General features: G+C 60.7%; 9 protein-coding genes and 1 tRNA gene. 8 read left to right on the top strand and 2 right to left on the bottom strand.

What is annotated here, in order from left to right:
* Window positions 1-480 (bottom strand): hypothetical protein, encoded by a 480-nt coding sequence (locus tag JZI28_RS05255; protein WP_375699463.1) that lies wholly within the window; start codon window positions 478-480, stop codon window positions 1-3.
* A gap of 166 nt (window positions 481-646) precedes the next feature.
* Between JZI28_RS05255 and JZI28_RS05250 the strand changes: the two genes are divergently transcribed.
* Window positions 647-1,834: a 4Fe-4S double cluster binding domain-containing protein gene (locus JZI28_RS05250; protein WP_375699462.1), complete on the top strand. Its 1,188-nt coding sequence runs from the start codon at window positions 647-649 to the stop codon at window positions 1,832-1,834.
* A 152-nt stretch (window positions 1,835-1,986) separates the two neighbouring features.
* Window positions 1,987-2,913 (top strand): pirin family protein, encoded by a 927-nt coding sequence (locus JZI28_RS05245; protein WP_295455082.1) that lies wholly within the window; start codon window positions 1,987-1,989, stop codon window positions 2,911-2,913.
* Window positions 2,914-3,158: 245 nt separating this feature from the next.
* On the opposite strand, the gene JZI28_RS05240 is transcribed toward JZI28_RS05245, so the two are convergent.
* Window positions 3,159-3,746, bottom strand: a complete 588-nt coding sequence (locus tag JZI28_RS05240) for a TetR/AcrR family transcriptional regulator (RefSeq protein ID WP_295455084.1) — start codon at window positions 3,744-3,746, stop codon at window positions 3,159-3,161.
* Window positions 3,747-3,931: 185 nt separating this feature from the next.
* Here JZI28_RS05240 and JZI28_RS05235 point away from each other — a divergent pair, with 185 nt between their 5' ends.
* The 6 genes from JZI28_RS05235 to JZI28_RS05210 all read left to right on the top strand — a co-directional run bounded on the left by JZI28_RS05235 (window position 3,932) and on the right by JZI28_RS05210 (window position 12,165).
* The gene (locus tag JZI28_RS05235) at window positions 3,932-4,195 is read left to right on the top strand and encodes a hypothetical protein (RefSeq protein ID WP_295455086.1); all 264 of its coding nucleotides are present in this window, start codon (window positions 3,932-3,934) and stop codon (window positions 4,193-4,195) included.
* Window positions 4,196-4,439: 244 nt separating this feature from the next.
* Window positions 4,440-5,726 carry a homoserine dehydrogenase gene (locus tag JZI28_RS05230; RefSeq protein WP_348156466.1) on the top strand — a complete coding sequence of 429 codons (1,287 nt, stop codon included), beginning with the start codon at window positions 4,440-4,442 and terminating at the stop codon, window positions 5,724-5,726.
* 154 nt (window positions 5,727-5,880) lie between these two features.
* On the top strand, window positions 5,881-6,852 hold the full coding sequence (glpX, locus tag JZI28_RS05225) for a class II fructose-bisphosphatase (RefSeq protein ID WP_375699461.1): 972 nt from the start codon (window positions 5,881-5,883) through the stop codon (window positions 6,850-6,852).
* Between the two features lie 135 nt (window positions 6,853-6,987).
* On the top strand, window positions 6,988-8,733 hold the full coding sequence (gene recJ, locus JZI28_RS05220; RefSeq protein WP_375699460.1) for a single-stranded-DNA-specific exonuclease RecJ: 1,746 nt from the start codon (window positions 6,988-6,990) through the stop codon (window positions 8,731-8,733).
* Window positions 8,734-8,852: 119 nt separating this feature from the next.
* Window positions 8,853-8,927: transfer RNA gene (locus JZI28_RS05215), tRNA-Glu, on the top strand.
* Between the two features lie 346 nt (window positions 8,928-9,273).
* Window positions 9,274-12,165: a Hint domain-containing protein gene (locus JZI28_RS05210; RefSeq protein WP_375699459.1), complete on the top strand. Its 2,892-nt coding sequence runs from the start codon at window positions 9,274-9,276 to the stop codon at window positions 12,163-12,165.
* The last annotated feature ends 86 nt before the right edge of the window (window positions 12,166-12,251 follow it).

Here is a 12,251-nt window from a genome sequence, read left to right as displayed (position 1 = left end):
CTATGAGCGCATGCTGCGTTGCGCAATCATCGCAGCCAGGATCTCGGACATGGTCTTGCTTTGCGACCCCGGTGTAACACCGCCAATGCCAATGCGACGCCCAGCGCGCCACCACAGGCCCGGCAGCCAGACCCGCGCGCCCGGTGTCGCGGTGCGGATCAAAAAACCGTTGGACGGTTTAAACGCAAAGAAACCGCGATCAATGGCCTCAATATCACAAACCTGCGCAATCACAGTGCCATCGGTGCAGCGCAGGACCTTCTCTGTCAGCTCGATCTTATGGCTGGTCGCCTGCCACATGCGGACCGACAACCACAAGGCGCCAAGCCCGATCCCCAGCAAAAACGCCAGCCAGGCCAGCGATGGCGGCTTTGACGCCGCAACATACAGCAGCAGCACGCCAATCACCGCAAGCATGGCCACCCCCATGACACGCCGCAGCCCCGAGGCCTCCACTGTCACCAAGACTTCGTCAGTCATTTGTCGCTCTCCTGCCATCCTCTGAGCCCCGCGCGGAGCCTACGTTGCGCCGGGACATAGCCTGATTTTGGCACCACGAACAGCCCCGGCAACACCAGCCGCCAAAACGCGCGACCTCCCGGAACCGCCCCTTGCCTGTCCCCGCAGGAGCCAATACCGTCTTGCCATGCGTTGGCCCCAGAACACCCCACCCCGCCAGGACAGCGATGCCGCAGCCGGTATCGAGATTTCAGAGGCGTTTGAACGGTTCAGCCAACGCAACGATATCTTCACCCGCGCCTTTTGGGATCCCAGGGTCAAATCCAAACACACCGAAAAATTCTTTGCCTCCTACCGGATGGAAGCCGCCCCGCGCCGTGGTGACGGCTTCACCCAACGCGACTTTGCCCTGCGCAATGCCGCCTGGCTGGTCTCGGATGTAATCGCCAACCGCCGGGGAGAGGACGGCATCCGCGAAGGTTTCCAGGCGGCTATTGAAAACGACACCCCCGTGGCGCCAGACCCTATCGCGATTGAGGACCCCGGCCAGATGAGCGCCGAAATCAAGCGTATTTCAAAATTCTTTGGCGCCGATCTCTGTGGTATTACCGATCTGGACGAGCGTTGGCTTTATAGCGCCCGCGTCGATACCCGTGACTTTTCCGAAGCGCCCCATCCTCTGCCCCAGGGGCTGAACAGCGTCATTGTTCTGGGCCACGAGATGGAGGCGGATCTGGTCGCCACCTATCCCTCTGCACTGGCCGGTGCTGCAACGGGGCGGGAATACAGCCACGAGACCTCTGTGGTGATGCAGCTGGCCGCCTATATCCGCAACCTCGGCTACGAGGCGGTGCCCTCGATGAATGACACCGGGCTGGTGATCCCCTATGCGGTGAAGGCCGGACTGGGCGAATATGCCCGCAATCAAATGGTGATCACGCCGGAATTTGGCCCCCGCCTGCGGTTCTCAAAGATCTTTACCAACCTGCCCCTCACCCATGATGCCCCCAAACCCCGGGGCGTGCGCGCCTTTTGCGATATCTGCACCAAATGCGCCGATGCCTGCCCGGTCAAAGCCCTGCCCTTTGGCGCGCCACAAGAGGGCGGCAGCAATATCTCTGCCATCAAAGGCGTGCGCAAATGGACCTCTGACGCAGAGAAATGCTTATCTTTCTGGGCCAAACTGGCCACGGACTGCGCCATCTGCATGCGGGTCTGCCCATTTAACCGCGACTACACCAAGGCGCAAAACCGTGTCTGGCTGCGCCTGGCGCTGTCCCGGTTTCGCAAACTGGCCCTGCGGCTGGCCAAGGACCACGGCACCCGCGTCAAGCCCGGCACCTGGTGGGCACAGGACAGCAACACAGACACCTGAAGATGGGCACCTAAAGACAGACACCTAAAGACGGGCACCTGGGAAAAGCGCTCTGTGCACCTGCGCACAGAAGCGGTGATCTCTTGGGGATTTTGCACTCTTTGAATGCGCCCTAACTATTAGATCACACCGCCACTCACAGGACGTCTCCCATGTCGCTTAGCCCCTCCTCTGCCAGATCCATTCTGGAAACCCGCCAGGCCCGCCCAACTCTGGAAGGCGCCGGTGTCAAACTGCACCGCGCTTTTGGATTTCAGGATCCCAGCGAGCTGGACCCGTTTCTGCTGTTCGACGATTTCCGCAATGAAATCCCCGCCGACTACCTGCAGGGCTTTCCCTGGCACCCGCACCGCGGCATCGAGACCATCACCTATGTGCTCTCCGGCGAGGTCGAACACAGCGATTCCCTTGGCAACACTGGCAGCCTCGGGGCCGGCGATGTGCAGTGGATGACCGCCGGATCCGGCATCCTGCATCAGGAAATGCCCCGCGGCAATGCCTCTGGGCAGATGCACGGGTTTCAGCTCTGGGGCAATCTGCCAGCGGATCAAAAGATGTGCGCGCCACGCTATCAGGACGTCGCCGCCCGCGAAATCCCCGAGATCACCGATGATGACGGCACCCATGTCCGGGTGATCACCGGAGAGTTCTGGGGCAAACGCGGCCCGGTGGATGGGATCGCTGCGGATCCACAGTATCTGGACATCTCGATCCCCGCCGGGGTCACCAAGCGGATCAAGATCGACACCTACAGACGCGCTTTTGCCTATATTTTTGAAGGCGCCGGCGCCTTTGTCGATGCCTCCGCCCCACAAGGCGTGCTACTGGAAAAAGAGGTGGCAGGCCAAGAGGTCAATATCCGCGACCTTTCCGGCAACCGCACGCTGGTGCGCTTTGGCACCGGGGATGAGATCACCGTGCAGGCGGGCCCCGAAGGTCTGCGGTTTCTGCTCATATCCGGCGCGCCGATCCAGGAACCGGTGGCCTGGCACGGCCCCATTGTGATGAATACAAAGGCAGAGCTGCAGCAGGCCTTCAAGGATCTGCGCAACGGCACCTTTATCGCACCGGCCCACTGATCTGGCCCACTGAACCAGCGCGGGTCAAGGAGGCCGCAGGCCCCGCCTGAAAGGCGGCTTGTCCTTGACGCGCAAACCTTAGCATACTTGCAATCGGCTTTGAGGGGCGGACCCGCCCGTCAAAGCCATCTCAGCGCCTGCACGCCCCTATCCCCAAGAACTGAGATCGCCCTTTGGCGTCACCCTGCCACTTGCTGAATAGCCGTGCGCGGTAGCGCTCCTTTTGGTCAGACCCCAGCCGGATCTCAGGCGGTGACAGATTTGCGCACCATATCCCAATAGACACTTTCCACCTCGTCGAGCGACAGGCGCCCGCCGCTGCGATACCAGGTCATCACACCGTTCAGCATGGCAATCACCGCCAGCGTTGCGATCTTGGTATCCGGCAGGGTGAACTGCCCCGCCTCGACGCCCTGTTTCAACACCGCCTCCAGCGCGTCCTCATAGGCCCGCCGCAGAGCTTCGATCGTTGCAAAATTCTCATCGCTCAGGTTGCGCAACTCCATATAGGCGATAAAAACCTCATCAGATCGCTGCATATGAAAGCCGATGTGAAAGCGCACAAACTGCTCCAGTAGCGCCAGGGCGTCCTGCGGTTTTTCCTGGGCTTGCCAAGCCGCCAATAGCTCACGCATGTGGCCCTGCATCAAGGAGTGCAGCAGGCTCTGCTTGTCCGGGATGTAATTATACAGGGCGCCGGCCTGAACGCCGACCTCTTTGGCAATCTGGCGCATCGAAACCGCCGCATAACCATGCTGCGCAAACAGCCGCAGCGCCGCGCTGCGAATGCGCGGGCCGGTAATGTCTGAATGTGAACCTTGCGTACGTGCCATGAAATTACGATAACTGAACATTCGTTCAGAAAAAAGGCCCCGCGACATATACATTCAATATACATCCACCAGGACCTACGCCCGATGAAAAAAGCGGCAGATCGAAATTCTGCCCCCACAGGGCTGCACTGCCTTGTACCGCGCCCGATGATTGTGCATCAAGGGGCAGGCCAAAGGAAAACCATATGACCCGCTCCCTGCCTCTGACCCTACTCTGCGCCAGCTTTGCCGTTGCGGCTCTTGCCGGGTGCAGCAATGACCCCGAGCTCAGGAATCAGCTGACGCCAGAGCTGCGCAATGCCGACTACCCGCCGCTGTTGCCGATCGAGGATCTGGTGCCCCTGCAGCCTGCCCCCGAACAGCAAAGCACGCAACTGGAGCAAAATCTGAATGCGCGCAGCAACACTCTGCAGCGCCGGGCCGATGCGCTGCGCCGCGCCACAAACTGATCACCCGCAGCCGCCCCCCTTGTATTGCGCTGGCCTGCTGTGACAGCTGTTGCTGTTAAACGGTGTGGCGCGCCGCATTTGGTTGCCCCGCCCCCCTCTGACAAGCACTTCTAACAGCCAAAAGAGCAGCATTGACGGCTCTTTCACTCGGGAATGTCCCTCCCCCTATACCACCGCCGTTGCACCCTTTCTCTGAACCCGCTAAGGCGGGACAACACAGATGGAACAAAAAGGATCTCCGGCTATGACAAAACCGCTTCGTCTTGGGATTGCAGGTTTGGGCACGGTTGGCGTCGGCGTGGTAAAAATCATCCGCCGCCAGGCAGAAATGCTGGAGATGCGCACAGGGCGCCCGGTGGTGATCACTGCAGTATCCGCCCGCGATGCCAGCAAAGACCGCGGCGTCGCCCTCACAGGCTATGCCTGGGAGACTGACCCGGTGGCCTTGGCCAAACGCGACGACGTGGACGTTTTTGTCGAACTCATGGGCGGTCATGACGGTGCCGCCAAGGACGCAACTGAGGCGGCATTGGCTTCGGGCAAGGATGTGGTCACCGCAAATAAGGCGCTGCTGGCCATCCATGGTCAGGCCCTGGCGGAACAGGCCGAAGCTGCAGGACAGGTGATCCGCTTTGAAGCCGCCGTGGCCGGCGGTATCCCTGTGATCAAATCCCTGACCGAAGGCCTGGCCGGCAATCAGGTCACTCGGATCATGGGGGTGATGAACGGCACCTGCAACTATATCCTCACCCGGATGGAGGCCACCGGCGAAGGCTACAATACCCTGTTCGACGAATGTGGCCGACTGGGCTATCTCGAAGCCGATCCCAATCTGGACGTTGGCGGCATTGATGCCGGCCACAAACTGGCGCTGCTGTCCTCGATTGCCTTTGGCAGCAAGCCCGCCTTTGACGACGTGGTGCTGCAAGGCATCCAGCGCATTGCCATCGACGACATTCGCCACGCCGCCGATATGGGCTACCGGATCAAACTGCTTGGCGTGGCACAACGCACCGCGCGCGGGCTAGAGCAGCGGATGACCCCCTGCCTGGTGCCGGCGAATTCGCCCCTGGGCCAGCTGGAAGGCGGCACCAATATGGTGGTGATCGAAGGCGACGCGGTGGAACAGGTTGTGCTGCGCGGCCCTGGTGCCGGCGAAGGCCCCACCGCCAGCGCGGTGCTTGGCGATATCTGCGATCTGGCACGCGGCCTGCGCATTGCCACCTTTGGTCAGCCCGCCACCACCCTGCAAGAAATCCCCGCCGCCCAGACCGGCCTGCCTGCGCCTTATTATCTGCGTCTGGCCTTGCAGGACAAACCCGGCGCCCTGGCCAAAGTGGCCACCGCTCTGGGCGATGCCGGCATCTCGATCGACCGGATGCGCCAATACAGCCACTCCGAGCCCACCGCGCCGGTGCTCATTGTAACCCACAAATGCACCTCCGCCGCGCTGGATATCGCCATCGAGGCGCTGGACCAGGCCAGTGTTGTCGACGGCGCCCCCGTCGCCCTGCGTATCGAAGAGCTGTAGCTCTCCCCTAAAACGGCAGCGGCGCGCAAAATCTGCTCCCCTGAGGGCACAGCGCGCGCCTTCCTGCCATAGCTTGCGCTATCATCCCTTGCCCGTCCCCCCTGCAAAAGGCTATTCGACAGGCAGCCCGCCCGGATTAAACAGGATATTGAGTATGACCGAGACCTCCGCCGACGCCCCCTTCCACGACCGCATGCTGTCTCTGGGCCTTGCCCGGGTCGCTGAACAGGCCGCACTGGCCTCTGCCTCGCTGATTGGGCGTGGCGATGAAAAAGCCGCAGATCAGGCGGCGGTAAACGCCATGCGCGAACAGCTGAACCTGCTCGACATCAAAGGTGTCGTGGTCATTGGCGAAGGCGAACGTGACGAAGCCCCGATGCTGTACATTGGCGAAGAGGTCGGCACCGGCAAGGGCCCCGGCGTTGATATCGCGCTGGATCCGCTGGAAGGCACTACGCTGACCGCCAAGGACATGCCCAACGCCCTGACCGTGATCGCCCTGGGGCCGCGCGGCTCGATGCTGCACGCCCCCGACACCTATATGGACAAGCTGGCGATTGGCCCCGGCTACCCCGACGGCGTTGTCTCGCTGGATATGTCGCCTCGTGAACGGGTCGAGGCACTGGCCGCCGCAAAGGGCTGCGCCGCCTCTGACATTACCGTCTGCATTCTGGAACGCCCCCGCCACGAGGCGATGATTGCCGAGGTCCGCGAGACCGGGGCTGCCATTCGCCTGATCACCGATGGCGACGTTGCCGGGGTGATGCATTGCGCCGAATCTGAGACCACCGGCATCGACATGTACATGGGCCAGGGCGGCGCACCTGAGGGTGTTCTTGCCGCTGCGGCGCTGAAATGTATGGGCGGTCAGATTTTTGGGCGTCTGTTGTTCCGCAATGACGACGAAAAGGGCCGTGCCGCCAAGGCCGGCATCACCGATCTTGACCGGATTTATACCCGCGATGAAATGGTGACCCAGGATGTGATCTTTGCTGCCACCGGCGTCACCGGCGGCTCGCTGCTGCCCGAAATCAAGCGCCAGCCAGGCTGGGTTGAGACCACCACGCTGCTGATGCGCTCCAAAACCGGATCGGTACGGCGGATGTCCTACCGCACCCCGGTTTAACACTCCGGTTTAAGCGCCCGGCCCCTGCCCCAGGCAAAAGCGGCTTGCGCCGCGGCCGTCGGCGGGGATATTTTAAGCCAAATGAAGGGCTGGATCCATTCGGGTCTGGCCTTTTTCCATAGATGAGGTAGAGCCATGAGCTTTCTTGGGGTTGAAAACTCGCTGACAGGACGCCGCTGGCTGGGGCTTGGCATTGATCTTGAACGCGCCGCCGAACATATGGCGCAGCAAACCGGCTTGCCCATGCCGCTGTGTCAGGTGCTGGCCCGTCGCGGTGTCCCCCCTCATGAGGCCCTTGGGTTCCTCAGCCCACATCTGAAAGACCTGCTGCCGGATCCGCGCCGCATGAAGGATATGGAGCAGGCCGCTGCACGTTTTCTGGACGCGGTTGAGACCCGCCAGCGCATCGCGATTTTTGCCGATTACGATGTGGATGGTGGCAGCTCGGCGGCGCTGCTGCTGGTCTGGCTGCGGGCCATGGGGCTACAGGCGACCCTGTACATTCCCGATCGCATCGACGAGGGCTATGGCCCCAACGACGCGGCCATGGCGGGGCTGGCACAGGCCCATGATCTGATTGTCTGCGTCGATTGTGGCACCCTGTCCCATGGCCCCATTGCCGCGGCCAAGGGCGCCGATGTCATCGTGCTGGACCACCACCTGGGCGGCGAGACCCTGCCCGATTGTGTCGCGGTGGTGAACCCCAACCGCCAGGATGAAGACGGTGAACTGGGCTATTTCTGCGCCGCCGGTGTGGTGTTTTTGATGCTCGTCGAGGTCCGACGTCAGGCCCGGGAAAAGGGGCTGGGCACCGGACCGGATTTGATGAGCCTGCTGGATCTTGTGGCGCTTGCAACTGTGGCCGATGTCGCCCCGTTGATTGGGGCAAACCGAGCCCTGGTGCGCCAGGGGCTGAAAGTTCTGGGCGCACGGCAGCGCCCCGGTCTGGTGGCCCTGGCTGATGTTTCGCGCATGGATGCAGCGCCTTCGACCTATCATCTCGGCTTTTTGCTGGGACCACGGGTCAATGCAGGCGGACGCATCGGCAAGGCCGATCTGGGTGCCCGCCTGTTGGCAACGGAGAACCCCCATGAAGCCGCCGCGCTGGCGGAACGGCTGGATCAGCTGAACACGGAACGGCGCGACATTGAAAACGCGGTGCGCGCCGCCGCGATGGAACAGGCCGAAGCCCGCGGGTTTGACGCGCCTTTGGTCTGGGCCGCCGGCGAGGGCTGGCATCCCGGCGTGGTTGGCATCGTCGCCTCGCGCCTGAAAGAGGCAGCGGGACGCCCGGCGGTGGTCATCGGGCTGCACAACGGTGAGGGCAAAGGTTCGGGACGTTCGGTGAGTGGTATCGACCTGGGTGTGGTCATCCAGCGCGCGGCAGCAGAGGGCCTGCTGATCAAAGGCGGTGGCCACAAGATGGCCGCAGGCCTGACGGTGGCAGAAGACAAGCTGGAGCCCGCCATGCAGCGTCTCAGCGATCTGTTGGCCAAACAGGGCGCGGGAAGCCTGGGACCGGCGGATTTGAAACTGGATGGCATGTTGATGCCGGGCGCTGCCAGCATTGATCTGATCGAACAGATCGAACAGGCAGGCCCCTTTGGTGCCGGAGCCGCAGCGCCGCGCTATGGTTTTCCGGATCTGGCCATCCGCTTTGCCAAACGGATTGGGGAAACCCACCTGAAACTGTCGTTGACCGACGGGGTTGGCGGTAATCTGGATGCGATCTGCTTTGGCGCCTTTGACACAGCGCTGGGGCCGTGTCTGCTCGAACATGGCGGCGCACGATTCCATTTTGCCGGACGGCTGGAAATCAACAGTTGGGGCGGCCGTCAAAGCCCACAACTGCGATTGGAAGACGCCGCCGAAGCCAGCTGACCCGAGCCAAACCCTTTAAAACACACGCTCTCTGTGCAATCGCAAAAAATTCTCACCAAGAGGCATTTTTTACCTTGCGGCTTTGGCACGGAGAAACTAAACACCGCTCCACAGCAAGTGGCCCGTTCGTCTATCGGTTAGGACGTCAGGTTTTCAACCTGAAAAGAGGGGTTCGACTCCCCTACGGGCTGCCACTTACCCCCTACATCCTTTCTATATCTTGCCATTGTTTTCTAACAAATCGGCACCGCTAACCTGGGTCTAGAGAGCAAGACCCTTTCCCTTATCTTCTGATTTTGCTCCAGCGCCCAGCCCTGCCCCTGAGGCTCCGCATTTGTGAAACCGCCCTGTTCAGGTTTCAATCTTGCTCTGACCGGTTAAACCATTCTGCTGATGTCAGGTTGGCGTAGCTGGACCGTGGTCACGAACACCTTTCGGGCATGACATTCATAACCAATCGCCAGTTTACCCGATTTTATTATGCGCCCTGTATTCTCCCATCTGTTCCGGAATTTTACGACCAATAGTTGGGTGGGCGAGATGGTAATACCAAATTGGGTAGAAGAGCTTGTCGCAGGCAATACAAGCCACAAAGGCAATGCCGACGACAATGCGTTGGATGGCTCCACCGGCGATGACATCATGGACGCGGGTGCGGGTGCCGATACCGTTGCCGGTGAAGAAGGCAACGACATTATTGATGCCGGTGAAGGCAACGATGTCATCTATGGTGACATCGGAGACGGCTTTGATCAGGGCCTGGAAGCCACGCCACTGTCGCTGAAACTCAGCAATATGCAAAGTGTCTCCCACGACGGTCATCTGGGATCTGCGGGTGATTTTGCTGTCTTCAAGGATGTCGCCACCCTGGATGATGGCAGACAAATCTGGGGCAAGTTGGTGTTGGTGGAGAAAACCAACCCGGACATGTGGGTCGAATTTGGCTACGATGAAGGTGCCGAAGTTCTCTTGGATGGTAATGCACCGGGAGATCAGGCGACCTTCCGGTTGGAATTCTTCGACCCTACAACCGGCGACCCCGTTTACCTGAACTCGACCGCGACCTTCAACGATATTGATGACAACAGCTGGAGCGGAGATAACGAAGCTGTCATTGTGGACGGCAACAGCTTCACCTCGTTTGGCGTGTCATCCGGCTCCTCGCTGACCACGGCTTTGGACGGCAATGTGGTCACCGCGTCAGGCAGCGAAAGAAATGATTACACAGACCAGGACGCCTGGTTCTCGGCCTCTTTTGAGGATCGCTCCTCTATTGAATTCACCCTACAGACGCGGGTCGGTTTTTCGGGCTTCACCCTTTCAGGCAATCTGATCGAAGACCCCGTCACCACGATCATCGAAGAAGGTGCCGACACCATCATGGCGGGCGCAGGGGATGATATCGTTCATGGCCAGGGGGGGGATGACTCTCTTATGGGTGAAGATGGCGACGATATGCTGGATGGCGGTGAAGGCAACGACGTCATGGAGGGGGGTGTTGGCGCGGATACCCTGCTTGGCGGCGCTGGTGGTGACACCTTGTCGGGTGGCGACGGCGACGACTACATCGACGGCGGCGTAGGCGACGACTCTCTCTCGGCAGGGATCGGCAACGATACCGTGCTCGGCGGCGAAGGCAATGATACGATCCACAACTCGGCTGGGGATGACAGTCTTGTCGGTGGGGTCGGAAATGACAGCATTGTCGCAACCGACGGCAATGACACCCTGGAAGGGGGCGATGGCAACGACACCCTTTATGGCGGCAATGACAACGATCTGCTTGTGGGGGGCGGCGATGCCGACCTGATGTACGGCGAACTGGGCGATGACAGCCTGGATGGCGGCACCGGCGATGACATCATGGATGGCGGTGCGGGCAATGACACCCTGATTGGCGGCGACGGCGGCGATACCATCTCTGGCGGTGACGGCGACGACTATATCGAAGGCGGCCTGGGCAACGACAGCCTGTCAACCGGTCTGGGCAATGATACCCTGGTCGGCGGCGAAGGTGATGACACGCTGCACAACTCAGCCGGGGACGACAGTCTGGACGGCGGTGTTGGCAACGACAGCATAGTGGCAACCGACGGCAACGACACTCTGGACGGTGGTGACGGCGACGACACCATGTATGGCGGCAACGACAATGATCTGCTCATCGGTGGCGGCGGTGCCGATCTGATGCACGGCGAAGCCGATGCGGATACATTCCAGATGTCCGACGGCTTTGGCAACGACACCCTGACCGGTGGCGAGGCCGGGAACGACTACGATACGGTAGACATGTCCGGTGTCACCGCTTCGGGCGTATCGGTCACCTACACCGGCGATGAGGCTGGCACCATCTCTGATGGCGCTGACACCATCACCTTCTCCGAAATCGAGGCCCTGACCCTTACCGATCAGGCGGATGTGGTGGATGCCTCCTCAGACACCGCCGGTGTGGTGATTGATGCCGGGGCTGGGGATGACACCATTACATTTGGCGCTGGCGACGATTCGATTTCCGGCGGAACTGGCTACGACCAGTTTGTCCTGACCGCCACCGGCGGCATTGATACGGTGAGTGATTTCAGTATCTCTGATGACGACGACGATGGTTTTTTCAATGACCAGCTTGATGTCTCAGATCTGACCGGAGGGACCGGCTTTGGCGGCAGTATCCGGACCCAGGACGTTACGGTTACCGACGACGGGTTTGGCAATGCTCTGCTTTCGTTTCCAGGCGGGGAAAGCCTGGTCCTGGAAGGGGTGGCTCCGGCTCAGATTACCACCGCCTCGCAACTGCATTCCGCAGGTATTCCCTGCTTTACCCCCGAGGTTCAGCTGGCCACCAAACGTGGCGCAGTGCCTGCTGGCGAGATCCAAGTCGGGGACCTTCTGCAAACAGCTGACAATGGATATCAACCCGTCCTATGGGTCGGCAAACGCAGGCTGAACAGGGCTGAGCTGGCCAAACGGCCGCATCTGCGCCCCTATTGCATTCGTCCAGATGGGGTTTTGTCCCCCGACCGGCCGATGCTGTTGTCGCCACAGCATCGCTTGTTGGTCAATAAAAAGACCTTTGAATACAATACGCCGGTCAGCGAAAGCTTTCTGTCAGCCAAGCTGCTGGCCGAAATTGACGAAACCTGTCAGCCGCAGACCGACACCCCCGACGGTGTCACCTATGTTCATCTGATGACCGAACACCATGAGGTGGTTTTTGCCGAAGGGATCGCAACCGAGACCTTCTGGCCCGGCCCAGAGGCTGTTCGAGGGTTGTCAGCCAAAGATCTGCACGAATTGTTTGAACTGTTCCCAGAGCTGATCCCTGTATATGGGCTGGTTGGATCATATGGCCGTCGCCATACCCGCCAGGCCTATGGTGACTTGGCCCGCCGCAGTCTGAAACGGCGGGATATCTTGCATTTGACCACCGCCTGAGTGTCGCGCCGCGCAGGGGCAAATTGGCCCCCTCATCGCGGTGATGAAGGGCGCAATGGAGTTGCGACAAGACAGGCTCAGGGCCA

This window comes from Pseudophaeobacter sp. TrK17 (assembly GCF_042192375.1).
In the GTDB taxonomy this organism is placed as follows: Bacteria; Pseudomonadota; Alphaproteobacteria; order Rhodobacterales; family Rhodobacteraceae; genus Pseudophaeobacter.
This window is presented reverse-complemented; position numbering and strand designations above follow the sequence as displayed.